This window comes from Dermacoccus nishinomiyaensis, from assembly GCF_900447535.1.
GTDB classification, from domain to species: Bacteria; Actinomycetota; Actinomycetes; order Actinomycetales; family Dermatophilaceae; genus Dermacoccus; species Dermacoccus nishinomiyaensis.
In genome coordinates this window covers 507642-533995 of record NZ_UFXX01000002.1, presented here as the reverse complement: position 1 = coordinate 533995, position 26354 = coordinate 507642, and the positions used below count along the sequence as shown (strand labels likewise).

26 protein-coding genes and 2 tRNA genes are annotated in these 26354 nt (G+C 68.5%); 16 read left to right on the top strand and 12 right to left on the bottom strand.

Annotated elements, in window-relative coordinates:
- Positions 1–34 precede the first annotated feature (34 nt).
- From DYE07_RS14240 to DYE07_RS14860, 3 genes are all read left to right on the top strand, one after another.
- The gene (locus DYE07_RS14240; RefSeq protein ID WP_115297364.1) at positions 35–1042 is read left to right on the top strand and encodes a SepX/GlpR family protein; all 1008 of its coding nucleotides are present in this window, start codon (positions 35–37) and stop codon (positions 1040–1042) included.
- Positions 1043–1306: 264 nt separating this feature from the next.
- Positions 1307–1379, top strand: a tRNA-Ala gene (locus DYE07_RS14235).
- 97 nt (positions 1380–1476) lie between these two features.
- Positions 1477–1623, top strand: coding sequence for a hypothetical protein (locus DYE07_RS14860; RefSeq protein WP_172463043.1), 147 nt, complete (start codon positions 1477–1479; stop codon positions 1621–1623).
- Between the two features lie 64 nt (positions 1624–1687).
- Here DYE07_RS14860 and DYE07_RS14230 read toward each other — a convergent pair whose 3' ends face one another.
- The 7 genes from DYE07_RS14230 to DYE07_RS14200 all read right to left on the bottom strand — a co-directional run bounded on the left by DYE07_RS14230 (position 1688) and on the right by DYE07_RS14200 (position 9404).
- Positions 1688–2179 carry an MmpS family transport accessory protein gene (locus DYE07_RS14230; protein ID WP_115297363.1) on the bottom strand — a complete coding sequence of 164 codons (492 nt, stop codon included), beginning with the start codon at positions 2177–2179 and terminating at the stop codon, positions 1688–1690.
- Between the two features lie 184 nt (positions 2180–2363).
- Positions 2364–2861 (bottom strand): DUF732 domain-containing protein, encoded by a 498-nt coding sequence (locus DYE07_RS14225; protein ID WP_115297362.1) that lies wholly within the window; start codon positions 2859–2861, stop codon positions 2364–2366.
- A complete protein-coding gene (locus DYE07_RS14220) occupies positions 2858–4042 on the bottom strand; it encodes a tyrosine-type recombinase/integrase (protein ID WP_172463042.1) in 1185 nt (394 codons plus the stop codon). The genes DYE07_RS14225 and DYE07_RS14220 overlap by 4 nt, the downstream gene beginning before the upstream one ends.
- 185 nt (positions 4043–4227) lie before the next feature.
- Complete coding sequence (locus DYE07_RS14215) at positions 4228–4599, bottom strand: hypothetical protein (protein ID WP_006946795.1); 372 nt, start codon at positions 4597–4599, stop codon at positions 4228–4230.
- 288 nt (positions 4600–4887) lie between these two features.
- Complete coding sequence (locus DYE07_RS14210) at positions 4888–5982, bottom strand: SPFH domain-containing protein (protein ID WP_115297360.1); 1095 nt, start codon at positions 5980–5982, stop codon at positions 4888–4890.
- Positions 5983–6077: 95 nt separating this feature from the next.
- The gene (locus tag DYE07_RS14205) at positions 6078–7532 is read right to left on the bottom strand and encodes an amino acid permease (protein WP_115297359.1); all 1455 of its coding nucleotides are present in this window, start codon (positions 7530–7532) and stop codon (positions 6078–6080) included.
- A gap of 195 nt (positions 7533–7727) precedes the next feature.
- Positions 7728–9404, bottom strand: coding sequence for a dolichyl-phosphate-mannose--protein mannosyltransferase (locus DYE07_RS14200; protein ID WP_115297358.1), 1677 nt, complete (start codon positions 9402–9404; stop codon positions 7728–7730).
- A gap of 169 nt (positions 9405–9573) precedes the next feature.
- Between DYE07_RS14200 and rsmI the strand changes: the two genes are divergently transcribed.
- Positions 9574–10416 carry a 16S rRNA (cytidine(1402)-2'-O)-methyltransferase gene (rsmI, locus tag DYE07_RS14195; protein ID WP_115297357.1) on the top strand — a complete coding sequence of 281 codons (843 nt, stop codon included), beginning with the start codon at positions 9574–9576 and terminating at the stop codon, positions 10414–10416.
- Between the two features lie 35 nt (positions 10417–10451).
- On the opposite strand, the gene DYE07_RS14190 is transcribed toward rsmI, so the two are convergent.
- Positions 10452–10856: a hypothetical protein gene (locus DYE07_RS14190; RefSeq protein WP_006946813.1), complete on the bottom strand. Its 405-nt coding sequence runs from the start codon at positions 10854–10856 to the stop codon at positions 10452–10454.
- A gap of 13 nt (positions 10857–10869) precedes the next feature.
- Complete coding sequence (locus DYE07_RS14185; RefSeq protein ID WP_006946758.1) at positions 10870–11466, bottom strand: DUF4126 domain-containing protein; 597 nt, start codon at positions 11464–11466, stop codon at positions 10870–10872.
- Between the two features lie 212 nt (positions 11467–11678).
- Between DYE07_RS14185 and DYE07_RS14180 the strand changes: the two genes are divergently transcribed.
- The 10 genes from DYE07_RS14180 (at position 11679) to DYE07_RS14135 (ending at position 23353) form a co-directional block, all read left to right on the top strand.
- Entirely contained in the window at positions 11679–12662 is a 984-nt protein-coding gene (locus DYE07_RS14180) for a cation diffusion facilitator family transporter (protein WP_115297356.1), read from the top strand.
- 103 nt (positions 12663–12765) lie between these two features.
- The gene (gene metG, locus DYE07_RS14175) at positions 12766–14700 is read left to right on the top strand and encodes a methionine--tRNA ligase (RefSeq protein WP_074046568.1); all 1935 of its coding nucleotides are present in this window, start codon (positions 12766–12768) and stop codon (positions 14698–14700) included.
- The gene (locus DYE07_RS14170) at positions 14697–15548 is read left to right on the top strand and encodes a TatD family hydrolase (protein ID WP_006946782.1); all 852 of its coding nucleotides are present in this window, start codon (positions 14697–14699) and stop codon (positions 15546–15548) included. The genes metG and DYE07_RS14170 overlap by 4 nt, the downstream gene beginning before the upstream one ends.
- A gap of 324 nt (positions 15549–15872) precedes the next feature.
- Entirely contained in the window at positions 15873–16898 is a 1026-nt protein-coding gene (locus DYE07_RS15305; protein WP_115297355.1) for a resuscitation-promoting factor, read from the top strand.
- A 98-nt stretch (positions 16899–16996) separates the two neighbouring features.
- Complete coding sequence (gene rsmA, locus DYE07_RS14160) at positions 16997–17890, top strand: 16S rRNA (adenine(1518)-N(6)/adenine(1519)-N(6))-dimethyltransferase RsmA (protein WP_006946797.1); 894 nt, start codon at positions 16997–16999, stop codon at positions 17888–17890.
- 98 nt (positions 17891–17988) lie between these two features.
- Positions 17989–18915 carry a 4-(cytidine 5'-diphospho)-2-C-methyl-D-erythritol kinase gene (locus DYE07_RS14155; RefSeq protein WP_115297354.1) on the top strand — a complete coding sequence of 309 codons (927 nt, stop codon included), beginning with the start codon at positions 17989–17991 and terminating at the stop codon, positions 18913–18915.
- Between the two features lie 131 nt (positions 18916–19046).
- Entirely contained in the window at positions 19047–19469 is a 423-nt protein-coding gene (locus DYE07_RS14150) for a hypothetical protein (protein WP_074041356.1), read from the top strand.
- Positions 19470–19615: 146 nt separating this feature from the next.
- Positions 19616–20485 (top strand): DDE-type integrase/transposase/recombinase, encoded by an 870-nt coding sequence (locus tag DYE07_RS14145; protein WP_131941356.1) that lies wholly within the window; start codon positions 19616–19618, stop codon positions 20483–20485.
- A 161-nt stretch (positions 20486–20646) separates the two neighbouring features.
- A complete protein-coding gene (locus DYE07_RS14140; protein WP_115297353.1) occupies positions 20647–22482 on the top strand; it encodes an ABC-F family ATP-binding cassette domain-containing protein in 1836 nt (611 codons plus the stop codon).
- Positions 22483–22624: 142 nt separating this feature from the next.
- Positions 22625–23353, top strand: coding sequence for a TetR/AcrR family transcriptional regulator (locus DYE07_RS14135; protein WP_115297352.1), 729 nt, complete (start codon positions 22625–22627; stop codon positions 23351–23353).
- 12 nt (positions 23354–23365) lie between these two features.
- On the opposite strand, the gene DYE07_RS14130 is transcribed toward DYE07_RS14135, so the two are convergent.
- Both DYE07_RS14130 and DYE07_RS14125 read right to left on the bottom strand, forming a co-directional pair.
- Positions 23366–23962 (bottom strand): MarR family winged helix-turn-helix transcriptional regulator, encoded by a 597-nt coding sequence (locus DYE07_RS14130; protein ID WP_115297351.1) that lies wholly within the window; start codon positions 23960–23962, stop codon positions 23366–23368.
- Between the two features lie 72 nt (positions 23963–24034).
- Positions 24035–24754, bottom strand: coding sequence for a TetR/AcrR family transcriptional regulator (locus DYE07_RS14125; protein WP_115297350.1), 720 nt, complete (start codon positions 24752–24754; stop codon positions 24035–24037).
- Positions 24755–24922: 168 nt separating this feature from the next.
- Here DYE07_RS14125 and DYE07_RS14120 point away from each other — a divergent pair.
- A tRNA-Gln gene (locus DYE07_RS14120) sits at positions 24923–25001 on the top strand.
- 83 nt (positions 25002–25084) lie between these two features.
- Here the strand turns inward: DYE07_RS14120 and DYE07_RS14115 are convergent.
- Complete coding sequence (locus DYE07_RS14115; protein ID WP_172463041.1) at positions 25085–25690, bottom strand: hypothetical protein; 606 nt, start codon at positions 25688–25690, stop codon at positions 25085–25087.
- Positions 25691–26072: 382 nt separating this feature from the next.
- On the opposite strand from DYE07_RS14115, the gene DYE07_RS15270 reads away from it, so the two are divergent.
- A complete protein-coding gene (locus tag DYE07_RS15270) occupies positions 26073–26312 on the top strand; it encodes a trypsin-like serine protease (protein WP_237723763.1) in 240 nt (79 codons plus the stop codon).
- Positions 26313–26354 lie beyond the last annotated feature (42 nt).

The following is a 26354-nucleotide window of genomic DNA, read 5'->3' as shown; positions in this document are numbered from 1 at the left end:
CGTTGTCATGCCGCCGCGCCCTAGCCTGGTGTGCGTGAGTGCCAGCAGCCTGATCTTCTTCGTCATCATTGCCGTGTGGGCTGCCTACATGCTCAAGCACTGGGTGCGCCGCCGCGAGGATCTCGCGACCGCGCGCACCGTCGATCGATTCTCGGAGGCGATGAGGATGCTCGAACGCCGTACCCCGATCCAGGCTGACGTCTCGGCGCGCGCCGACGAGCCGTCGCGCACGATCCTGCGCCCTCAGGTCAGCGTCAAGGGTGCTTCGCGCGTGACGCACGGCGCCCCCGAGGGTGACGCGCACGCGTCGACCGCTGAGCGCGCCGAGGTGACGACGACGCGGGTGCCCGCTCGTCTTCAGGGCGCGGCGCAGGGCCTTGCCCGCGTGCCGGCGGCTCTCGAGTCGCCGAAGGTCAAGCTGTTTGCCCTGCTCGGATCGTTCGGTTTCTTCGTCGTGACGGCGCTGCTCGCTCTGCTGACGCTCGTGCCGGCGGGGCTGCCGTTGCTCGGCCTGCTGGCCACGGCCGGTGTCGTCGTGTGGCTGCGCCGCTCGGCGATCGCAGCGCGGACGGCCAAGGCAGCGTCGACCACGGTGCGCCCGGTGGGCGTCTCAGCTCCGGCGCGCGCCGCGTCGCCCGCGCGTTCGAGCGCCACTGTGGGCGCCACCCGCGTCGAGGTCGAGGGGGCTGAGACCGCGGTGCCGATGACGAAGCGGTCGCCGCTCGTCGCGCAGCTGCCGGAGCGCGACGTCGACGCCGAGCCGGCCGTCGACGTCGAGCCTGACGTGGACGCCGTGGCGCGTGCGCAGGCCGAGGTGTTCGACGCTGCGGCATGGGCGCCCGTCGACGTGCCGCGCCCGACGTACACGATGAAGGCGAAGGCCGAGCGTGAACCTGTCGAGCCGGCGGCGACCGTCGACGAGGTTGATACGCGCCCGCTCGCCGCGCGGTACGAGAACACGCCCGTCGAGGATCTGCCGTTCGACGGCATGGCGCTCGACGAGGACTACGAAGAGCTTCCGCAGGTCTACCGCGCCGGCTGAGGCCGCACGCGAGGCTTTGACGACGGACGGCGGGTGCCCACGGGGCGCCCGCCGTCTTCGTGTATCTGAGGGTGCGTTTCCGGTGTGACGGGTTGCACGTGTGCTTTCGGTGGCACGAAGGAGCGTTTCTGCTGGTGGGGTCGTGGAGGGAGCAGGGAGCCGTGCGTGGGTCGCCGGGCCCGGCGAGCAGGGTGGGTGACGGCCGATTGGGGCGCCTCGTGTTGGTCTGTGCGCCGCTTGGTGGTAACGTATCTCTCGCTTCACGGGGCTATGGCGCAGTTGGTAGCGCGTCTCGTTCGCAATGAGAAGGTCTGGGGTTCGAATCCCCATAGCTCCACAAGGAATCCTGAACACGAGGATAGCCAAGGGATAGCCGAGACGGATTTTTACCGTCTCGGCTTCCTGCGTTTCTGGCGCAGGAGCGCAGCGCCAACATGTACGCCGCGAAGCTACTGATCAGCGAGGACGCCTACCGTCGCGCCGAGCGCATCGTCGGTCACGACCCGCGCGCCTTGGCGAAGGAGCTCGACGTCACACTCGTCATGGTCGTCGCGTGGAGAATGTGCCACAAGGCCGCCTAAGACGCAGAAACGCCCCCGACCTCGAGGTGAGGTCGGGGGCGTTGGTGGGCGGAGGGGGTGAGGATCAGGGGGCGGCGCAGCTGGCGATAGCGCCCTGGCCGCTGGAGGTGTTCGTCTTGACGCTTTTGCCGTCGACGATGACCTCGCAGGTGATCTTCCCCGATGCGCCGTCCATGCCGTTCTGCGCCGAGATGTTCATGCCGGACGTCATGCCTTCGACGTTGAGCGTCTTGGACCACGGCAACTTCGCTGCGTTCTCCTGCGCCGTAGAAGCATTGGTGTCAGAGGTGTAGGTGATGTCGGCCTTCGAGCCGCCCGTCACCTTGAACGTCACCGAGTGCTTGGCGTGCATGTCGTCGTCGACCTTCTTCGCAGCCCCGCCGATAAGGGCCATGGTGCCGACGATGATGAGAACCACCAGCAGGAGCGCGCCGAGGATCATCCACAGGCATCCGCGCCCGCGCTTCTTCTTGGGCGGCTCCGGCTGGTACTGCTGATACTGGGGCGCGTACCCGTTCTGCGGGACAGAGGCGCCGTGTGGCTGCGATTCAGTCATGCCCCGATCGTAGAGCCCTCGATCGTGGCCTTGGGTGACGAGGAGGTAACGGTCGCCGTCGCGTCACGCATCGCCGCGAACGCGCCCAACGTCGCCGCGCCCACGAGGCCGCGTGACGTTGCGATAGCGACATGGAGACACGAAAGCGCCCCCGGCCGGATGGTCGGGGGCGCTGGTGGTTGGGTCACGACGCGAGGTAGTCCTCGCAGTAGACGGCTTCCGCCTTGTAGACGGCCTGCTTGGAGTCCTGCTGATCCCACGTCGGCTGACCTGGCGCGGTGCGCTGGATGACGCCTGGGATGGCGAGCATCACAAGGCTTTCCGGCTGGCCGATTTGACGCTGAGAGCAGACGTATGCGGCGAGGCCGATCAGTTCCGTGTCGGACAGCCCGTAGGACTTGGGCACCACGACGTTCATCGTGTTGCGGAACGACATCGCTTTGTCGCGCTGGTCGGCAGTGATGTTGGACCTGAGGCCGGTCGGCTCAGTCGGGGTCGCGTCGGCGGGCGGGGTCGGGTACCCGGCCTCGCTCGACCCGCCCACGCTCTCGCTCGCGTCGGAACTGCCCGATGACGACGGTGTCGCGCTGACGGTGACGGTCTTGGTCGCGTCACCCGATCCGCTCGAGCATGCGGTGAGGGCGAGCAGGGGCAGGGCGAGCATGGCGAGGCGCTTGGTCATGACGCCACCGTAGAGCTTCCTGCGAGTTCGCCGAGCGTTTTCGGCGCCTCAAGTTTCAGCTGCGCGGCGACATCCTCGAGGGCTTTGAGGCTGAGGTCGTGGGCGACGTGCTGGTAGCCGTGGGTTACGAGGATGTCGGAGTGGCCCATGATCGCTTGGATGATCTTGGGGTCGACCTTCGCTTCGAGCAGGAGTGTCGCGCAGGTGTGGCGCGCTTCGTAGAGGTCGTAGTGTCGCCCGGTCGAGTGGCGTACCTTCGCGGCGTCCTGGAGCGCGGTCCATGCGTCGCGGTCGGCCTTGTCGCTGATCGGGATGGGTAGCGCTGTGCCGTAGCGGTCGTCGATGGTCCACCAGACGAGGCCCAAGGGTGAGGTTGCGGTGTCCTTCAGGTGCTTCAGTTCGGCGTGCATCCACGGCACCATCGGGATGATTCGCCATCCGGCCTGCGTCTTGGGCCGGACGAGGTGGTAGGCGCGCGTGAGGTGGCGCGCTTCGTACCCGTCGGGGATCTGGAAGCCCTTAGCCTTGTCCTTGCGGTCGATGTAGCGCAGCGTCTGGAGCTGCCATGAGATGTCGATGGTGCCCTTGTCGAGGTCGACGCATTCCCAGGTGAGGCCGAGAGCTTCGGCGGGGCGCATGCCTTGCAGGAGCGCGGCGACCCAGCGGGAGCGGCCGGTGCTCGCGTTGGCCTTGGCGAGTAGGAGGCGGGCTTGGTCGAGGGGGATGGCGCCGCGGGTGCTGACGGATTTCTTGGGTGGCTCTACTTCGCGTGCTTGCAGGGGTACGTCGATGCCGTCGCGGACGGCTGCGGTGAGCATGGAGCTGATGACGGCGTGGCAGCGCAGCGCGGTGGATGAGCCGTTGCCGGCGGCGCGCACGGCCATGTGGACGGCGCGGATGTCGCCGGCGGTGAGGTCGTCGAGGCGTTTCTTGCCGATCGTTGGGGTGACGTAGAGGTCGAGCGCGGATTTCGCGTTGGCGTACGTCTTGGGTGCCACCTTTGCCTGGTAGCGGGGCAGCCAGTCGGCGACCCATGCCTTGACGGTCATGCCGTTGGACACCTTGAGGCCGTGCTCCATGATGTCGCTGATCTTGGCGTTGAGTCGCTGGCGGCATTCCTTCTCGCTCTTGGCTGAGACGGTGACGCGTTTGCGTCCACCGAGATGAATACAGACAGCCACCCGGGACATGATTCTCGTCCGGGTGGCTGTCTGTATTCACATTTGTCGAACACTGTTATTCGAGAACCGCCGCAGCGGAGCGAGGATGGCGGAGTCCCCGTGGCTCCGAGACGCGAAGCGCGTGCCGAGCCCTGCCCCTGGCGCTGACGCGCAAAGCGCGTCTCGAGTCCGGGTTCAGCCGCCGCCTACTTGCTCTTGATGTCTCCTCCGATGGAGTCCTTGATGCCGTCGAGGGCTGAAGTGCTGCTCATGACGTACCAGTTGGGGCCGGCGAGGATGGCGTCGTCGCCCGTCAGTTTGCCGGTCGCGTCGGTGATGGCTTTCTTGGCTGCGTTCTCTCCGTCGTAGACGACGAAGATGGCGTGGGTGCCGCCGACGCATTCGCCTGAGCTGGAGGCGCCCGCTGGCGGCGTCGTCGGGTTGTACCCGGTGCAGTGCAGGCCTGCGTTGACGGCTGCGCTGCGCAGTTCCGTCGCGGTGTCGAAGCGGTGGGTCTGGGCGGAGCACGCGGTCAGGACGAGCAGGGGTGTGACGGTGGCGATGGCCCAGGTACGCATGGTGTCAGGCTACTCGCCCGCCCCGGCGCGCTGCGTGCTTCCCCCGTCCTCATCGGTGAAAGCGTGGGTCGGTGCAGTGCGGCGCGAGTCCGCGGTCAGGGTGACGCTTCGCGCTGTGACAACGAATCCGCCCGACGCGTTGAAACGCCGCTCACCGACCCCAACGCCACAACGTCCGTTGAATGCGGCCGAAAATCGCCGATGTGGACGAGATCCGCGAAGGGGGACGCCGTTCGCCGATGTGGACGAGATTCGCGAAGGGGGACGAGAATCGCAGGGGGGCGGGGGTTACTTCGACGAGGAGCCGGTGGAGGGGACGACGACGGCGGAGTCCGAGGACGGCCAGCACGAGAAGCCGGCGGGCAGCGTCACCTTGCCGCCCTCGACCATGTCGAGGCACTTGGAGACGAGGACGTTCGGGTCCTTGCTCACCGACTTCGCGAGCGCTTCGTTGGCCTTCGCCTGCTGTTCGGCCGTCTTGACGCCCTGCTCGGCGATGCGCGTCTGCGCGACCTGGGCGAGCAGCGCGTTGGCCTTCGACTGCGTGTTGTCGTCGAGCTTGATGACCGGGATGATCACCGACAGCACCTCGATCTGGTCGCCGATCTGGTCGCGCATGTCCTTCGTCGCGTCGTCTGAGAGCTTCGCGAGCGTCGGGGTCGTCGGGTTGCCCTTCTCGTCGACGGCGAGGGCGTCGTAGGACGCGAACTCCTTGTTGAGGCTCGAGGAGAGCTGCCGGTCGACGAGGCTCGAGCGGATGCTGGAGAACTCGCGGTAATTCTGGAACAGCGCGTCGGAGGCGTCGGGGCGGATACGCCAGCGGATGGACGCGTCGACGCACGCCGTCGCCTGGTGGGCGATGCGCACGTTGATGCAGCTCTTGTCGTCGGCGGTGTGGCTGTCGGTCTGGATCGCGGCGTCCATGTACGTCACCTTCTGCCACGGCGCCTTGAGGTGGAAGCCATTGCTGAGGCTGCCCGTCGGCTTGCCGAACGTCGTCACGACACCGATCTCTTTCGTCGGCACGACGACGGAACTCGCGACGGCGAGGACGATGACGGCGAGCGTCGCGCAGGCCGCAGAGACGAGGTAGGCCAGACGCGCGCGAGCCCGCGTGCTCGGCGCCTCGGGACGCGCGGCGTGCAGGAACCCGCGGGCGGGGGAGGCGCCGGAGTCGAGATCATCGCTGTCGTCGGCGTCGACATCTTCTACACCGTCATCCGATGCGTCGAGATCACCCGCGCGGGCACGACCGGTCGTGGCCGCCTCGACCCGTGAGTCCGGGACGGCCTGCTTCCGCCCCGCGCGGCGCAGGTGGCGCCCGTAGAGGAAGGCCACGAGGGCGAGCAGGAGCAGGACCACGCTGAAGATCGTCGAGGCCATGGCGTGAGTGTAGAGCCGCGATGACGCCCGAATGGCGACGCGCCGCCCACATCGTCGTGGGCGGCGCGTCGCGCGAGCTTCGGGTCAGGCGCGCGTCACGGGTGACGTTCGTGGCGTGCGAGGTCGCTGGTCTCGGTGTCGACGTGCGGCGACGCTTCGACCGCTTCGAGGATCGCTTTCTCGCTGCCGCCCTTCGCGCCGTAGCGAGCGATGCCGATGCCGACGACGACGGCGGTGAGGCCGAGCGTCAGCCACAGGTTGAGGCGCTGGTCGGCGCGCAGCGCCATCGCGACGATCGTGAAGACGATGAACGCCATCGTCACGTAGGTGAGGACGGGGAACGCCCACATGCGTACGGCCGGGCGTGCGCCGACGCGGTTCATCGCGGCGCGCGAGCGCAGCTGCGTCGCGGCGATGACGAGGTAGACGATGAGCGCGATGGCGCCTGACGTCGACAGCAGGTACGTGAAGATCTTCTCCGGCAGCAGGTAGTTGCCGAACACGGCGACGAAGCCGACGACGACGGAGACGAGGATCGCGACCTGCGGCACGCCGCGTCGGTTGATGCGCGCGAACGCCTTGGGTGCGTCGCCGCGCTGGCCGAGGCTGAACGCCATGCGACTCGCGGTGTAGAGCGCGGAGTTGAGGCAGCTCGCGACGGCGGTCAGGATGACGAAGTCGAGCACGCTCGCCAGGTTCTCCAGACCCATGTTGTTGAGCGCCTCCTGGTAGGAGCCATTCTTCTGCAACGAGGGGGAGTTCCACGTCGTCAATGCGATGACCACGAAGATCGAGCCGAGGTAGAACAGCGAGATGCGCCAGATGACGCTGTTGACGGCCTTGCGGATGCCCTCGACCGGGTTCTTCGACTCGGCCGCGGCGATCGTCACGATCTCGGTGCCCATGAACGTGAACATCGTCGTCAGCATGGCGGCGAGGACGCCGCTCCAGCCGTCGGCGAAGAAGCCGTGGTCGGTGAATCCGTGCAGCCCCGAGGCGTGCGAGCCGGGAAGGATGCCGAGGATCGCGAGCACACCGAGGACGATGAACCCGACGATGGCGATGACCTTGATGAGCGCGAACCAGAACTCGAACTCGCCGTAGTTGGCGACGGAGAACAGGTTCGTCACCGTCAGCAACGCGGTGATGATGAGAGCGAACACCCATTGGGGCCAGTCGATCCAGCCCGAGAGGATCTTCGCGCCGGCCGTCGCCTCCACGGGGATGACGAGCACCCAGAACCACCAGTACAACCACCCGATGGAGAAGCCCGCCCACTTGCCGAGCGCGCGGTCGGCGTAGACGGAGAACGAGCCGGAGTCGGGGTTGGCCGTCGCCATCTCGCCGAGCATGCGCATGACGAGGACGACGAGCGTCCCGGCCAGCGCGTAGGCGATGAGGACCGACGGGCCGGCGAGCTTGATCGCCGAGGCCGAGCCGACGAAGAGGCCGGCGCCGATGACGCCGGCGATCGAGATCATCGTGACGTGGCGCGGCTTGAGACCGCTGCTGAGAGCTTCGCCGTCAGCGGGCGGATGGGGTGCGTTCATGTGGAGAACTCTGACGGCTCGTATCGCATCCGACAAACGCCCCGCCGCGCGTCACCCGATTCGTACCCAGATCGTGACCTGAGTCATAGCATGATGAGAGGTCGCGCATTGGTGATCGGCGAAGCCGCGGGCTCCGCCGCCGGCATCACGAGCCTCGACCGCCGGTCGGTACGCGACCCGCGCCGGAAGCCCCCGTCAGATCCAGGACGGCAGCCACATCCGCCAGCTCCAGTGGTCGTGGGGGATGACCTGCGCGGTGTAGATCGGCCAGAAGAAGACGAACGTCGCGACGGCGAGCACGACGTACGCACCGACGACGCCGGCGCCGATGCGTCGCCGTCGCAGGCTCGCGGTGGCGGGTCCGAGGATCAAGCCCAGGCAGTACGTGACGGCCAGGATGACGTAGGGCGCGAACACGACCGCGTAGAACGTGAAGACGGTGCGCTCCTGATAGCTGAACCAGGGCAGCCATCCGGCGAGCACGAGTGCGATGAGCGTCCCGGCACGCCAGTCGCGGCGCAGCGCCCACATGAAGACGCACACGAGCAGGGCGGCGATGCCGAACCACCAGATGCTGACGTTACCGAGCGAGGTGATCGCCTTGGAGCATTCCGTGACCGAGCACCCCTGATCGCCCTTCGCAGGCGCCTCGTAGAAGAACGAGGTGGGGCGTGTCTGCGCCATCCACGACCACGGGTTCGACTGATACGTGTGTGGCGACGTGATGCTCTCCGCCGAGTCGTACATCTGGATGTGGTACTGCCACAGGCTGCGCAGGCTGTCGGGCAGCCACGAGAACAGGCTCGAATCGGGTGCGAACCCGGTGTTCTTGGTCGTCGGGTTGCTCGCGGCCCAGTTGCGTCCCCAGGCGTCGTTCGAGTGGAACCATCCGGCCCAGGTGAGCAGATATGTCAGGCATGCCGTGGGGACGATGATGAGCGCCCCGGTGACGGCGTCCTTGATGACGGTCGCCGAGAGCCAGCGGCGGACGCCGACGGCGCGGCGCGCTCCGAGATCCCAGAACACGGTGAGCAGACCGATCGCGGCGAGATAGAACCCGTCGGACCACTTCGTCGCCATGCCGAGGCCGAGGCACACGGCGGCGACCCAGCGCCACGGGCGCAGGCCGAGCGACGGGCCGGCGAGGCGCTGCTTCGCATCGAGCGACCAGTCGCCGTCACGACGCAGCTGCGCGACCTTGCGCGCGAGGATCCGACGGCTGCGGTCGCGGTCGGCGAGGATCGCGACGAACCCGGCGAGAGCCCAGAAGCTGACGAGCCCGTCGAGGATCGACGTGCGCGACATGACGAATTCCATGCCCTCGAACGCGGTCAGCAGCGCCGCGATCGTCGCGAGCGTCGCCGAGCGGAACAGGTGCCAGGCCGCGCGCCCGACGAGCAGGATCGCGAGCGTGCCGGTGAGTGCCACTGCGATGCGCCAGCCGAACGAGGAGGTGATGCCGAACAGGTGCTCGCCTGCGCCGATCATCCATTTGCCGAACGGCGGATGGACGATGAAGTCGGGTTCGGTGCCGTATACGGTCGGCACCTGGCCGTGCGTGAAGAACGCGTCCGGCTCCGGCATGTTCGCGGGCGTCTTGCGTTCGTGGCCGTACAGGATCATCGACCAGCCCTGCTTGACGTAATACGTCTCGTCGAAGATCAGCTGGTGCGGGCGCCCCAGATCCCACAGCCGCAGCAAACCGCCGATCAGCATGACCGTCAGGGGGCCGAACCAGCTCCACAGCTTCTGCTGCGCACTCGCCGGGGCGCCGAGCAGGCGCTCGCGCAGCATCAACTCGTCACGGTCGGGATGGCCGTCGGTGTCGACGCGGGTGGCGGACGACGGGGCGTCAGTCAGGGTGGCGTTCACCGGTGGCGTCCTCGATCCTCGCGGGCTGGCGGTGGGACGGTCTGCCCCGGTTGGCCAGCGTAGTCGGTGGCACTGACAGGAGGGGCCCGCTCCGACGTCACGCCCCGTGACCCAGGTCGACCCGCGGCGGGCACGAGGCGCGCCTGCGCCAGCGTGACACCATGGCCGCGTGAGTACCGAAGCACCCGTCCCCGCCCTCGTTCTCGCCGCGACGCCGATCGGCGACCCGACGGACGCGGCACCGCGTCTCACCCACGAACTCGCGAGCGCGCCGCTGATCCTCGCGGAGGACACGCGGCGGACGAAGCGGCTCTGCGACGCGCTGGGCGTCACCCCGAGCGGGTCGATGATGAGCTACCACGAGCACAACGAGGCCCAGCGCACGGGCGAGATCGTCGAGCGCATCGCCGCAGGCGAACGCGTCCTGCTCGTCACCGACGCCGGGATGCCGAGCGTCAGCGACCCGGGGTACCGCCTCGTCGCCGCGTGTGTCGAACGCGACCTGACGGTGACGTGCGTGCCCGGCCCGTCAGCCGTACTCATGGCGCTCGCGGTGTCAGGGCTGCCCGTCGACCGGTTCTGCTTCGAGGGGTTCCTGCCGCGCAAGGCCGGCGAACGCGCCCGCATGCTCGCGGCGCTCGCCGACGAGGCACGCACGATGGTGTTCTTCGAGGCGCCGCACCGTTTGGCGGTGACGCTCGAGGCGATGGCCGACGCGTTCGGCGACGAGCGGCGCGGCGCGGTCTGTCGTGAACTGACGAAGACGTACGAGGAGGTCCGCCGCGGTGGTCTGCGCGAACTCGCGGCGTGGGCCCTCGACGGGGCACGCGGCGAGATCACCGTCGTCGTCGAGGGTGCCGAACCTCGCGAGGCGTCGCTCGAGGATGCGGTCGCGACGGTGCTCGATCTCGTCGCCGGGGGAGTGCGGCTCAAGGACGCGTGCGGCCAGGTCGCCCAGGCGAGCGGCCTGTCCAAGAAGACCCTGTACGACGCTGCTCTCGCGGCGCGCTGACGGTTAGCGCCCCCGAGCAACCGCAGGCCCGGTCGTCAGTCCTGGGCGTCGACGAAGTACACGCAACCGGGGTCGAGGGGCGTGCGCAGGCTGCCGCGGGCCGGGTCGTTCGGGGGGTAGCAGGCCCACAGCGCATGGGTGAGGTTCCACGTCGCGGTCGGGATGACGGCTTCGAGTTCGTGTGAGGTCGCATCGACCGACGGCGCGTCGAGTCGCGCCCGCACGTGGACGCCGTCGTCTCGCGGTTCGGCGGCGATGAGCGTCACCGTCTTCGTCGCGACGTGCGGGTTCTGACCCGAGGCGGTGACGGCGTGCCACGTCCGCATCACCCCGAACACGACGAGCGCGATGACGAGCGCCGCGACGATGTTGCGCACGAGACGACGGCGCCGAAGGCGGTGTTCGAGCGCGGAGTCGGCGGCGAGGGCGGGAAACGACATGGGCCGGGCGCTCTCAGACCGCGGCGCGCGCGGCGCGGCGCTCACGCATTGCGACGACCCGGCGCCACAGCCGCCACATCACCCACGCGACGACGGCGAGCAGCACGAGCGCGAGGATCGGCGCGAAGACGGCCGCGAGGCTGAGCAGGATCGACGTCGCGTCCTCCGCCGTCGACAGGACGGGCGCGGCGAACCCACCCGTCCCGACGTTCGCGACGGGGCGCGCGGCGGCCTTTCCCGTGTGAAAGATGCCCGCGACGATGGCGCCGCCGATGAGGCCGACCCACGGATGCTGCGTCATCCACGGCGAGTTGTCGAGGTTCGCGGCGGCCGCCGTCCCCGCGAAGACGACGGCGCCCGAGGCGGGGCGCACGATCGTGCCGAGCGCATCGTTGACGCTGTCGAGGGCCGGGATCTTGTCGACGATGATCTCGCCCACGAGCAGGATCGACGCGATGACGATCGACGGCGTGCTCTCGACCCACGAGAACCCGGAGGGCAGCGTGATCACGTCGGTGAAGCGCGCGAGCAGAGCGACGACGAGATACGGGATGTAGGCGTTGAGACCGGCGGCGGCGGACAGGCCCGCCCCGGTGAGCGCTGCGAACATGGCACGTCCTTCGGGTCAACGACCGCCGGCGCCTCCGGCCCCGGCGAAACACTGCGTCAACTCTGGCACAGCCGCGGGCATTCCCCCGAACGACGCCGGTGCAGCTGAGTCACATGATGCGCGTCGAGTCAGTCAGGACTGACGCAGCGCGCATCACGTGACTCAGCCGTCGATGAGGGCCGTTAGCATCGTGCCGACCGAGGAGGTGGCGCGTGGGCACACGACACGAATCGCATGACGGGCGCGAGGCCCATGAGCAGCAGGCTGCGCATGACGGCCACGGACATGGCGGCCACGCCCACAGCCATGCTCCGAGTGCTGACGCCGACCGGCGCTACCTGAGCGCAGCCCTCGCGCTGCTCGTGCTCTACATGCTCGCCGAGGTCGTCGTGGCCTTCGCGACGGGTTCGCTCGCGCTGCTGTCGGACGCGGCGCACATGCTGACGGATGCCGCCGCCATCGCGTTGGCGCTGTGGGCGATCCACCTCGCTGCGAAGCCCGCCAACGCGCGGTTGACGTTCGGGTTCAAGCGCGCCGAGATCCTCTCCGGCCTCGGCAACGGCATCACGTTGTTGCTGCTCGGTGCGGTGCTGCTCGTCGAGGCGGTGCGGCGCCTCGTCGACCCGCCGCAGGTCGAGCCGAAACCCGTCCTCGCGGTCGCCCTGGCGGGCGTCGTCGTCAACGTCGCCGCGGGCATGCTGCTCGCCCGCGCGAACCGGACGTCGCTCAACGTCGAGGGCGCGTACCGTCACATCATCACCGACCTGTACGGGTTCATCGGTACGGCCGTGGCCGCCGTCGTCATCTGGGCGACGGGGTGGATGCGCGCCGACGCCGTCGCGACGCTCGTCGTCGTCGCTCTCATGTTCCACGCGGGGGCAGGGCTCGTCGCGCAGGCCGGGCGCGTGCTGCTCGAGGGCGCGCCGGACGGTACGGACGTCGAGGCGATCCGCGCGCACATGCTCGAGGTCGATCACGTGCGCGACGTGCATGACCTGCACGTGTGGAGCGTGACGAGCGACCTGCCGGCATTGTCGGCGCACCTCGTCATCGACGACGAGTGCTTTCACGACGGGCACGCCCCGCGGCTGCTCGACGAGGTGCTCGAGTGCCTCGTAGGCCACTTCGACGTCGACCACTCGACGCTGCAGTTCGAGCCCGCGAGCCACGCGGCTCACGAGAGCAGCCTGCACTGAGTCGATCTCGGCGCCATGTGCCCCTCGCCGCCTTGACCTCATGGTGCGGCCGTGGCGATGACACGAGAAAGCGGTTGTCGGCGGCGACTCCTAGGATGGGGCCATGACCAAGGTTCTCTCCGCTGTTGCCTGGCCGTACGCCAACGGCCCCCGCCACATCGGGCACGTCGCCGGTTTCGGTGTGCCCTCCGACGTCTACAGCCGGTACATGCGCATGGCGGGTCATGACGTGCTCATGGTCTCGGGCACCGACGAGCACGGCACGCCGATCGTCATCATGGCGGAGAAGGCGGGCAAGACGCCGCAGGAGTTCGCGGACGAGAACGCGAGCATCATCGTCGACGACCTCGTCGGCCTCGGCCTCAGCTACGACCTGTTCACGCGCACGACGACGGCGAACCACTACGAGGTGGTGCAGAAGCTGTTCCTCGCGCTGCACGAGAACGGGTACATGGTCGAGCAGACGACGTCGGGCGCCATCAGCCCGTCGACGGGGCGAACCCTGCCGGATCGGTACATCGAGGGCACGTGCCCGATCTGCAAGTACGCGGAGGCGCGCGGCGATCAGTGCGACAACTGCGGCAACCAGCTCGACCCGACGGATCTCATCGATCCGCGTTCCAAGATCAACGGTGAGACGCCGGAGTTCATCGAGACGCAGCACTTCTTCCTCGACCTGCCGGCGCTCGCGGACGCGTTGTCGTCGTGGCTCGACGGGCGTGAGGCGACGGGCACGTGGCGCCCGAACGTCATCAAGTTCAGCCAGAACATCCTCGAGGAGATCCGTCCGCGCGCGATGACGCGCGACATCGACTGGGGCATTCCCGTGCCGCTCGACGGGTGGCGCGAGCAGCCGACGAAGCGTCTGTACGTGTGGTTCGACGCCGTCGTCGGCTACTTGTCGGCCTCGATCGAGTGGGCACGTCGCCTCGGCGAGCCCGACAAGTGGCGCGAGTGGTGGAACGCGCCTGCGAGCACGGGCGACGCGACGAGCGCAGCGAGCACGGGTGGAGATGCGGAGCTCGCTCGGGCGGAGCGTGCGACGTCCGACGAGGGCAGCGTCGGAGCCCAGAAGGCATCGGAAGTACTTGGAAACAGCGACGGAGTCGCGGTTTCCAAGTACTTCATGGGGAAGGACAACATCGTCTTTCATTCGCAGATCTGGCCCGCTGAGCTTCTTGCTGCGAATGGCGAGGGCGCGAAGGGCGGGGTGGAGAGTCCTTTCGGGCATCTCAACCTGCCGTCGGAGGTCGTCTCGTCCGAGTTCATGACGATGGAGGGCAAGCAGTTCTCGACGAGTCGGGGGCATGTCATCTACGTCAAGGACGTGCTGGAGCGCTACGGTCCCGATCCGTTGCGGTACTTCATCGTCGCGGCCGGCCCCGAGAGTCAGGACGCGGACTTCACGTGGGCCGAGTTCGTGCAGCGCAACAACTCGGAACTCGTCGCGGGCTGGGGCAATCTCGTCAATCGTGCGGCGAGCATGATCCACAAGAACTTCGGTGAGATCCCGGCGCCGTCCGAGTTGGCCGATGTCGACCGCGAGGTGCTCGACGCGGTGCGCGGCGGGTTCGCGACGGTGGGTGCGCTCATCGAGCGCAACCGTCTCAAGGCGGCCCTCACGGAGACGATGCGTCTCGTCGGCGAGGTCAACCGGTACGTCGCGGTGACGGAGCCGTTCAAGCTCAAGGGTGAGGACGAGCGGGAGCGTCTCGCGACGGTGCTGCACACGCTCGCGCAGTGCGTCGTCGACCTCAACACGATGATGGCGCCGTTCGTGCCGTTCTCCGCGAATCTCGTGCACGAGGTCATGGGCGGTGAGGGGGAGTTCATGCCGATGCCGGTCGCGAAGGAGGTCACCGACCTCGACGACGGACGTCCGTACCGCATCATCACGGGCGAGTACTCGGCCACGCCGCGCTGGCAGCCGCGTGACGCCGCGCCGGGCACGCCGATCGCGAAGCCGAAGCCGGCGTTCAAGAAGTTCGACCCGGCGGTGGTCGAGGAGGAACTCGAGCGAATGAACATCTCGGCGTGAGCGACCCAAACCTGCGCCGCAGCGACAAGCCGACGCCGCCGCAGCCGCTGCCGTCACCGGTCGTCGACAATCACACTCACCTCGACATCTCCCGTGACGGCGGCGCGCCACCCGACGTGCGCGCCGTCATCGACGAGGCCGTCGCGGTCGGCGTCGATCGGATGGTGCAGGTGGGGTGTGATCTTGCGGGCGCGCGCTTCACCGAGCGCGTCATCGACGCCCACCCCGAATTGCTCGGCGGCGTCGCGCTGCACCCCAACGAGGCGCCCAAGCTGTACGCCGCGGGCGAGCTCGACGCCGCATACGCCGAAATCGAGCGCATCGCGGCCCACCCGCGGGTGCGTGTCGTCGGTGAGAGCGGGCTCGACTACTTCCGCACCGGCCCCGACGGCGTCGCGGTGCAGCAGGAGAGTTTCCGGTGGCACATCGAGCTCGCCAAGCGCTTCGGCAAGGCGCTGCAGATCCACGACCGTGAGGCGCACGAGGACGTCATGCGCATCCTCGCCGAGCAGGGCGCGCCTGAGAAGACCGTCCTGCACTGCTTCAGCGGTGATGTCGCGATGGCGCGCGAGTGCGTCGAGCGCGGCTATTACGTCAGCGTCGCCGGCGTCGTGACGTTCAAGAACGCCCGCGAACTGAGGGCGGCACTCGCACAGGTGCCGCTCGAGCAGCTCCTCGTCGAGACGGATGCGCCGTACCTGACGCCGTCGCCGCACCGCGGGGCGACCAATGCGCCGTACCTCGTGCCGCTGACGGTGCGAGCGCTCGCCGAGGTCAAGAACGTCGACGTCCCGGCGCTGTGTGCGGCGTTGTCGGAGACGTCCGAGCGCGTCTACGGGCCGTGGTGAGCGTCACGCGCGTGATTCCATAGCGCAGCGATCGACGCAAGGGGGCTGGCACCGCGTGTGACGAATCCCACTGCAGCGGAAGATTTCCCGGGATGCCGCACCTGACGCCCCATCGCGTCGCAGTATCCGTTACGGTTCCGTTATCTGAATTTGACCCTCGCGGGCTGCCTCGGCAGTGTTGTCCGGGTTAACCCGAGTCTGGATCACACGGACGTGCCCTCGACCTCATGGTCGACGGGCTGGAGCGCAGGCCTGAGCCGAGCGCTTCGCACCGAGCCTTCGGTGCTCTGCGCGCCGCCAGTGAGGGACCTTCGACATCGGAGCATGATGACGTTCTCGACCACCCGCACCACTTCTCGTACGATCGCAGCGGCCGCTGCCGTGGCAGCCGCTTCGACGCTGGCCGCTTGCGGTTCGAGCGACTCGAAGACCGCGTCCGACGTTCCCTCGATCTCCTCGAGCTCGACGCCGACGAAGTCCGCGACCTCGACGCCGTCCACGACGAAGGCTGCGCCGAAGCCGTCCACGACGAAGGCTGCGCCGAAGCCGTCCACGACGAAGGCTGCGCCGAAGCCGTCCACGACGAAGGCTGCGCCGAAGCCGTCCGCTTCGAAGCCTGCGCCGAAGCAGACGCAGGCCGAGCGCGCCTCGCGTTCGCAGGCCCGTCAGGCTCTGCCGGCCAAGCCCGCCAAGCCCGCCACGCCCGCCAAGGCCGCTGCTCCCGCCGTCACGTACGTCAACTGGAGCCAGGTCCAGACGATCCCGGCGAAGACGAAGTACGTCTACAGCGCCGACATGCCCAAGGGCACGTCCAAGGTGACGCAGGAAGGCCGTTCGGGCGCCGAGACGGTGACGTACCGCAGCGCCAAGAAGGGCGAGAAGGTCGTCTCCTCCAAGGTGATCGACACGACCGTCACGCGCAACGCCGTGCGCCGCGTCGTCACGATCGGTACGAAGCAGGCCGTTCAGCAGGCGCCGCAGCAGTCGCAGCAGACCCAGGTGTCGCGTTCGACCGCCCGCAAGGCCGTGACGCAGCAGAGCGCGCCGAAGCAGCGCACCTACGCCTCGTCGGCCCAGCGCACGCAGAAGAGCGCTGCCGCTCCGGCCGCCGCCAACTCGGGCATGTGGGACCGCATCGCTCGTTGCGAGTCGACGAACAACTGGCACATCAACACGGGCAACGGCTACTACGGCGGCCTGCAGTTCGACAACCAGACGTGGCTCGGCTCCGGCGGCGGCGCCTACGCCCCGCGCGCCGACCTCGCGACCCGTGAGCAGCAGATCGCCATCGCGAACAAGGTCTACGCCCAGCGCGGCCTGCAGCCGTGGGCCTGCGGCCACGCAGCCTGATCGACACCTGACGCGCACCGCGCGCCCGGTCATGAAGACCCGGCTCGTCCCCTCGTGGGGCGGGCCGGGTCTTCGCATGTGCCGATAGGGTTGGCGTCATGCATGACGACGACGCGACGCCCGCAGGCCGTGACGACACGACGGGCCTGTTGAGTGCCGCCGACATCCGCGAGCTCGCCGAGCGTCACGGGGTGCGTCCGACGAAGACGTGGGGGCAGAACTTCGTCATCGACCCGAACACGGTGCGCAAGATCGTCCGCCTGGCAGGGGTCGGGGCCGACGACACCGTCGTCGAGGTGGGCCCGGGGCTCGGGTCGTTGACGCTCGCGCTGCTGCCGGCCGTCGCGCATCTCAGCGTCGTCGAGGTCGACCCGAACCTGGCGGCGCAGCTTCCCGCGACGGTGGAGCGGTTCGCGCCGCAGCACGCATCGAAGCTGAACGTCGTCCAAGCGGATGCGATGACGGTCGACTCGCTCGAGCCGGCACCGACCGCGCTCGTCGCGAACCTGCCGTACAACGTGTCGGTGCCCGTGGTCCTCAACTTCCTCGAGCATTTCCCGTCGCTGCAGCGCGTGCTCGTCATGGTGCAGCTCGAGGTCGCGCAGCGCCTCGCAGCTGAGCCGGGCAGCAAGGTCTACGGCGTGCCGAGCGTCAAGGCCGCCTGGTACGCCGACGTGCGTCTCGCCGACCGCGTCGGACGCAACGTCTTCTGGCCGGCCCCGAACGTCGATTCGGGTCTCGTCTCGCTCGTGCGTCGTGACCCGCCGACGACGGAGGCGACGCGCGCACAGGTCTTCGCGTGCATCGACGCCGCGTTCGCACAGCGCCGCAAGACGCTGCGGGCTGCCCTCGCCGGCTGGGCGGGCGGCGCCGACCGGGCCGAGGCGGCACTCGTGGCGGCGGGCATCGACCCGCGGACGCGAGGCGAGCGCCTCGGTATCGACGAGTTCGCCGCCATCGCCTCCGCCCACGCGGCGGCGACGCAGGACTGAGTCGTCCTCCGGCCGCAATGCCCACCCAACACTGTGGCGGACGGCGCCTGTTGGCTCGGGTGGCTGCCCGGAGGGCGGTCCATGCATAGGGTGGGGGCATGACGGCTTCGAGCGCACAGATCACCCGCGTCAGCGTGAGGGTGCCTGCGAAGGTCAACCTCGAGCTGTGCGTGGGGCCACGCCGAGCCGACGGGTTTCACGACCTCGCGACGACGTTCCATGCCGTCGACCTGTTCGACGAGGTTGACGTCACGTCGGCCGACGAGTTCTCGCTCACGGTGACGGGGCTCGGCGCGGACGTCGTGCCGTGCGACGAGTCGAACCTGGCCTGGCGAGCGGCGCAGCTCATGGCCACCTCGTACGGCGTCGACGGCCGCTGCGCCATCGCGATTCGCAAGGCCATCCCGGTGGCTGGTGGCATGGCGGGCGGATCGGCAGACGCCGCCGCGACGCTCGTCGCCTGCGACGCGCTCTGGGGGCTCGGCCTGTCGCGCGCGACGCTCGAGGAGCTCGCCGCGCAGCTCGGCTCAGACGTCCCGTTCGCCCTCACCGGAGGCACCGCGCTCGGCACCGGGCGCGGGGAGAAGATCGTGCCGGTGCTCGCGACGGGCACCTACCACTGGTTGTTCGCGCTGACGCACGAGGGGCTGTCCACGCCCGCCGTCTACGCCGAGTGCGACCGGCTGCGGGAGGGCCACCGCGTGCCTGAGCCCTCTCCGTCGGACTGCCTGCTCGCGAGCGTCCGCTCCGGTGACGTCCACGGCGTCGCCGTCGCCATGCACAACGACCTGGAGCCTGCGGCGCTGTCGCTCATGCCGAGGCTGCGCGCCCTGATGGAGTTCGGCCTGGAGATGGGTGCCCTCAACGCGATGGTCTCGGGTTCGGGCCCGACGGTGGCGTTCCTCATGGCGAGCCGCAAGGACGCCGTCGCGCTGCGCAACGTGCTCGCTGCCGGTGACCTCGCGGACGACTACGTCCTCGCCGCCTCCACTCCCCACGGCGCCCAGATCACCTCCGCCTCCTGACGCCCCGACCGAACCCCCGACCCGCCCCGCCTTGCCACCCTGCGATTTTCGTCCACCCTCGCGATTGCCATCCACATCGGCGATCTACCCTAAGTGCCAGCCTGGTCGTGAGTCACTTGTGTTGAGGAGGCGTGGTGTTCACGGTCGAGGAAAAGCGGGATGCGGTAGTGACGTATCTGGGGTTGGCGTTCGGGCAGAAAACGGCGTGGTTGGCGCAGCAGCCGTTCACGGCGAGTCAGTTACGTCGCTGGCGTAGTGAGTATGTCCGTGGTGATCTTGACCGTGGCCTCACGCCGCGTCAGGGTGGCTCGATGGACCATATTCGCTCTGATCAGATGCGCCGGCTGGAAGAACAACTCGCCGCGCAAGAACGCCGCCACGCCACGGAAGTCGCGCGGCTACGGACCGAGGCTGACGGGCTACGTCAGGCGAACGAGTCGCTGGGAAAAGCTATCGGGCTCTTGCAACACTGGCACGCGCACGAGCCCGATACGCCCCCGACGACGCCACCCGAGCGTTCATCGCAGCCGAGAACGACCTCATCCGAGACCTGAGCGCGCTGGCGGGGTTCAGTCAGCGCCGTGCGCTGCAGGTCGCTGGTGTCTCGCGTGGCACGTGGCACGCCCGCCACCACCATGGCCGTGACGTTGCTGCGGCGGTATCGCCTGTGCCGCAGCGTGAGCGGGAGCAGCCAGCGAGGTTGAGCGCGTCGGTGTGCGCGCGGGTCGCGGGTTTCATCAGTGCGGGGCGCACGGGCGGTTTGGGTGTCGCGGGCGCGTTCGCGAAGGCGTGGGACGAGGGCTTCATGGAAGCGAGTCTGCGTTCGTGGTGGCGTATCGCCGCGCGCGTGCGCCGCGAGCAGGCCACAGTCGAGCAGGCCACAGTCGAGCAGTCGGGCGCGGCGGGTGAGCGGGCGGTGGCGCGGGTGAAACCGCAGGTGTTGGCGACTGGCGCGAACCAGGTGTGGGCGTGGGACATCACCGACCTGCCCACCGCGTTTCGGGGTGTGGCGTTCAAGGCGTACGCGATCATCGACATCTTCAGCCGCAAGGTGATCGTCGCGAGTGTGCACCAGCGTGAGAGCACTGCTGATGCGATGGCGTTGTTCATGGCCGCGATCGCGGCGGAGGGTGGGTGCGTGCCGCAGGTCGTGCACGCCGACAACGGCGCGGTGATGCGTTCGAACCTGCTGAACGAGTTCCTCACGGCACATGGCATCGAGGTGTCGCACTCGCGTCCGCGGGTGTCGAACGACAACCCGTACATCGAGTCCGAGTTCCGCACCCTGAAGAATCGGGCGTCGTATCCGGGCGTGTTCGCGTCGCTGGTGGAGGCGAGCACGTACGTCGCGCAGCACGTGCACTGGTACAACCATGCCCACCACCACAGTGGGATCGCGCTGTACACGCCCGCGCAGGTGCACGACGGGTCGTGGAAGATGCTGCACGCTCGCCGCCAAGTCAGCCTCGCCTACTACCAGGCGCGTCACCCCGAACGTTTCCGCGGCCACCGCGCGCCAGTGCCCGCCCCGAAAGCGTGGGCCGGAATCAACCATCCCGGCCCTGAGTGACTCACCACAGGTTGACATCCACCGCTACGTCCCCATCTGCGAACTACGTCCACATCTGACGGACGGCGTGGCGAGCGCTCGTCTCGGTCCGGCACCTGCTCTGACGGGCGCCGCATCATCAGCTTTGGGCGACGTGACACGGCGGTGAGACAATCGCGGGCATGGCCAACCTCCTGTCCGCTGAGAAGATCTCGCTCGCCCTCGGCACCCAGCAGTTGCTCGATTCGGTGTCGCTCGGCATCGGCGGCGGTGAGCGCATCGGCATCGTCGGCCGCAACGGTGGAGGCAAGTCGACGCTGCTCAAGGTGCTCGCGGGTGTGCACGAGGTCGATTCGGGGCGTCTGACGATGGCGAACGGCGTCACCGTCGGCATGCTGACGCAGGCGGACACGATTCCTGCGGAGTGGACGGTGCTGCAGGCTGTCGTCGGTGATCGCGCCGAGCACGAGTGGGCGGGGGAGGCCCGCATCCGCGAGGTCATCAACGGGTTGTTGCCGGGCATGGACCTGCACGACGTCGTCGGCCCCAAGTCCGGTGGCGAGCGCCGTCGCATCGCGCTCGCGAAGCTGCTCGTCGACGACCCTGATCTGCTGCTGCTCGACGAGCCCACCAACCATCTCGATGTCGAGGGCGTGCAATGGCTCGCCGACTTCCTCAACGCACGCCGCACACGCAGCGACTCGGCGCTCGTCACGATCACCCACGACCGGTGGTTCCTCGACGCGACGAGCACCAACACGTGGGAGGTCATCGACGGACGCGTCGAGCAGTACGAAGGCGGTTACGCCGCGTTCGTGCTCGCGAAGGCCGAACGTGCACGCATCGCGGCCGCGATGGAGGAGCGTCGCCAGAACCTGCTGCGCAAGGAGCTCGCGTGGCTGCAGCGCGGTGCCCCGGCCCGCACGAGCAAGCCGAAGTTCCGCATCGACGCGGCCAACGCGCTCATCGCGAACGAACCGGATCCGCGCAATGACGTCGAACTCGTCCGGTTCGCGACGACGCGGCTCGGCAAGGATGTCATCGACCTCGTCGAGGCGTCCGTCACGCTCGGCGGGCGCGAACTGCTGACGAAGCAGACGTGGCGGCTCGCGCCGGGCGAGCGCACCGGCATCGTCGGCGTCAACGGCGCGGGCAAGTCGACGCTGCTGCGCGCCATCGCGGGAACCCAGGAGCTGTCGGCGGGCAAACGCAAGCAGGGCAAGACCGTCAAGATTGCGTACCTGACGCAGGAGGTGCGCGAGCTCGACGACGTCGAGGGCTGGCGCGTCATCGAGGCGATCGAGGACGTGGCGAGCTACATCATGCTCGACGGCAAGGAGACGTCCGCCTCGCAGCTCGCGAAGCGGCTCGGCTTCTCCGGGGGACGTCAGCAGGCGCGGGTGTCGGAGCTGTCGGGTGGCGAACGTCGACGGCTGCAGTTCCTGCGCCTGCTCATGAGCGAGCCGAACGTGCTGCTGCTCGACGAGCCGACCAATGACCTCGACATCGAGACGCTGCAGTCGATGGAGGACGTCCTCGACGGCTGGGCGGGCACACTCGTCGTCGTCAGCCACGACCGGTACCTGCTCGAGCGCATGTGCGATCGCCAGGTCGCCTTGCTCGGAGACGGCAAGATCCTCGACCTCATCGGCGGGGTCGAGCAGTACCTCGAGCTGCGTGCGCACCACCTGCAGGCGCAGGCGGCGTTCGAGCGTCAGGGCGCGGCGGCGAAGGGGGTCGATGCGACCTCGCTCGCGGCTGACGACGCAGCAGGCGCTGGCGCCGGCGGACGCGTGGTGAGCGCCGCCGAGGAGCGCGAGGCGCGCAAGACGGTGGCGCGCATCGAACGTCAGCTCGCGAAGCTGGCCGAGCGCGAGACCAAGCTGCACGACGAGCTCGCCGCTGCCGCAAGCGATTACGGCAAGGCCGCGGAGATCGACGTCAAGCTGCGTGCCGTGCTCGCCGAAAAGGACGAACTCGAGATGGAATGGCTCGAGGCCGCCGAGATGCTCGCCTGAACTGAGCGCGTGTTCCGGTCGCGCGCGGCGCCTGGCGGCGCTGCGCCGTTTGCCACCAGGCGCCGTGCACGACTGTCTACGAGGGCTCGACGTCCCCGCGAGCGCCGATTGAACGTGTTCAAGAACGTGATTGACTGAGCGCATGACCACGAAGTCGGAGCAGACGCGTGAAGCCCTCGTCGAGACGGCGTTGGCGATGTTCCGCGAGCACGGCTACGAGAAGACGACGATGCGCGCGATCGCCGCGGAAGCCGGCGTCTCGCAAGGAAATGCGTACTACTACTTCGACGGCAAGGACGCGCTCGTCCAGCAGTTGTACCTGCGCCTCCAGGCCGAGCATCGCGACGTTGCGCTGGCCGCCATCCGCGACGGAGCGCCGCTTGCCGACAACCTATGCGCGCTGTGGCGGGAGGGCATCGACGTCATGGAGCCGTACCACGGCTTCGGTTCGACGCTGCTGACGACGGCGCTGCAGGCGTCGTCGGGCACGAGCCCGCTGTCGGGAGCGTCGGCGCAGGCGCGCGACGATGCGATCGGCCTCGTCACCGACGTGCTCGAACGCTCGAAGGGCGTGCCGGGTGGCGCACTGCGACGCCAGTTGCCGATGTTGCTGTGGCTCGTCTATCTCGGCATCACGCTGCACTGGGTGTGCGATGACAGCGAGCAGCGGGCGCGCACGATGACGCTCATCGACGGCGTCGCCCCCATCCTCGCGCGCATGCTGATGCTCGCACGGCTACCGGTGGGACGCGGGCTCGTCGCGGACATCACCGCCCTCGTCGAGAAGCTGGCGCCGACCGGATCTCTTCCGACGGCGCTGTCGGAGCCTGCAGCCAGGACGTCGAGCACCGTCCGCACCGAAGAAGACTGAGGTGCCTCGCGGTCAGCTCTCGACGGCCGTGAGCAGCGTCCGCAGCGACGCGGCGAGGTGAGCGCGAGCGTCGTCGTCCATGCCGGCGAGCAGGCGGCGCTCGTGATGCAGCAGCGCGTCGAACGCGGCGTCGACGGCCCGCAGCCCCGCGGGGGTCAGCCGGACGAGGACGCCGCGGCGGTCGCTCGGCGACGGTTGACGCGAGACGAAGCCGCGTCGTTCGAGTCCGTCGACGCGATTCGTCATCGTGCCGGAGGTGACGAGTGTCTGCTGCACGAGGGCGCCGGGGGAGAGCTCGAACGGTTCGCCTGCGCGGCGCAGGGCGGACATCACGTCGAACTCCCAGCCGTCGAGTTCATGCTCGGTGAAGACGGCGTTGCGCGCCTGGTCGAGGCGCCGCGCGATACGGCTGATGCGCGAGAGCACTTCGAGTGGCGTCGTGTCGAGCCCCGGGCGGACGCTCGCCCAGGCATCGACGATGACGTCGACCTCGTCATGGTGCGGCTTGCCGTCGGGAGCGGTCGACGTCGCAGACGCGATGTCGTCGGCGCCCCTTGGGCCGAAAGCACGGTTCGAGTCGGCAGGGCGCGGCGAACCGGTGAGTGACATGCCGTCAGTCTATCGCTCGTCAAGAAACTTGATGTCGAGAGACTTGCCCTCGGCAGACGGCGTCAGCCCTCGTCACGCGATGTCGTCGTCCGTCTCGTCGTCGCCCAGGCCCATCGGTGCCACCATGTTGTCGACGTCAGGCTCGCCGCTGGCCACCGGCGCGGCCGCGACGAGCGTGGGCGTGGCGTCGAGGCCGGTGAGTCCGTTCCAGCCGAGGTTGACCATGTGGGCGGCCATCTCGGTGGCGTCGAATTCCTGGCCGTGCTCGATCCACCAGTCGCCGGTGAGGGCGGCCATGCCGATGAGCATCTGCGCGTAGATCGGCGCGAAACGGGGGTCGATCTCGCGGCGCGACATGACGCGGGAGAGTTCGTTCTCGATCTTTGTGGCGATGTCCGACATGAGGCTCGCGAGGGAGCCCGTCGAGTGCCAGGACGGGGCGTCACGGATGAGCACACGGAAACCGTCGGGGTTGGCGCTGATGTAGCTGAGTTGGGCGGTCACGGCGCGTTCGAAGAGTTCGCGGGGTGTGCCGTCGTCGGTCAGGGCGCTCGTGATGTGGTCGAGGAAGCTGCGCGTCTCGCGATCGACGATGACGGCGTACAAGCCTTCCTTGCCGCCGAAGTGCTCGTAGACGACGGGTTTCGTCACGCCCGCCGCCGCCGCGATCTCCTCGACGGTCGCCGCCGCGACGCCTCGTTCCGCGAACGTGCGGCGCCCCACGTCGATGAGCTGTTCGCGACGCTGGGTGCCCGACATACGCGTGCGGCGAGGAGTCGTCATGCCCTCCATTGTGCCGGGTGGGCGGGAGGTCGCAGCCGAGACCTCGGGCGCCCGGGCGGGCTGGCGCGGTCCGAGGCGCGGTCCGCGTCGTAGATCGCGGGGACGCGTCGGTGCGTCGACGGAGTGCGGCGCGGCCCGGCGTGAACTACTCTTGTGCGGTCCGCGCTTCGCGGACGTTCCCCGGTTGCTCTGCTGGCAGGGGCCGCCTGACTTTGAATCAGGACTAGCGACGTTGGTTCGATTCCAACCCGGGGAGCCTGAAAGCCCGACCATCATCGCCCGAAAGCGCGTCATCGTCGACGCGTTTCCGGGCGAAGAACACGCGGGACGTGACGCCGATCAGCGACGACGAGACATCACGACACCACCGGCGGCGATGGCCGCGAACGCGAGTCCGGCGAGGGCGAGCTCACCCGACGTCGAGGAGCTCTGCGACGCGACGAGGTCCGTCTGCACCTTCGGGCCGATCGGCTTCGGGGCGGGCTTGGTCGGAGTGGGCGTGCCCGGCATCGGCTTCGTCGGCTGGGCAGGGACAGTGACGGCGCCGTTCGGCTGAACCGTCGGCAGACCCTTGCACGTCGCCGGAATCGTGCCGGTGACGCTGAACGCCGACCCGCTCGTGTTGCCCTTGACGGTGATCGTCACCGTCTTCCCGGCCTGGTTGATCTTCGAGAAGATGACGAGCGGCTTGTCGTGCGTCACCGGGCCCATCGTGTGCGTCTCGTGCAGCAGCGGCTCGCTCACCGTCACCGTCGCCTCCGGCGTCTTCACCGTGCCCACTGCGATGACGTGGTTCGGCATCCCCTTCGAGCACCAGAACTCGATCGGCGTGTTCTGAAGGTTGCCGACGCTCGTCGACTTGGCGTGGTCCCCGGTCGTGCTGGGCGTCGCAGGCGAGTCGGCCGCCATCGACGGCGCGGCCGCGGCCAGGGTCAGGGCACCCACGCCGGCAGCGGCGAGAGCAGGGAACATCTTCCTGGGGAACTTCTCAGGACGAATGCGTGACGATAGCGCTTCCCTCCGCGCGACGTGGGCCGCGAGAACCGCAGCTTGGTGCGGCAACGACCCACTTCTGCGCCGAACCCGTCAGGGTTATCCATATTTTCGCAATGCGACAAATGCATGTCGCCGATACAGTCATGTATAAAAAGCGGCCGGCCAGCAGGCCGAGGCACCTGGCACCGACGGTGACACGTCGATGAACGTCTACCTCTCCAACTCCACCTCGAACCGCGGCACGCCGATCGCCGTCGACGACATGTAGAACTCGTCCAACGGCGACGTCGCGCTCGTCGGCCTCAGCGAACCGGCCCCCGTCGCTCAGTACATGCCACTCGCGGACTCCTACGACGCGACGGCGGGCGACTCCGGCGTCATCGAGGGCTACGGCCTGCGCGCCAACCGCGTCCCGACGTCGGGGCTCTACAAGGCCGACGTCTCCGTCCTGGGTGAGAGCGCCGAGGCCTACGGTGGTCGCGCAATACACCTCGAGGGCGTCAACGGCTCCTCGAATCACGGCGACTCGGGTGGTCCCCTCGTCGTCAACGGTCAGATCGTCGGCGTCTGATCGACGGGCGACTCCGCCGATCCCGGCTCCGACATCCACGCC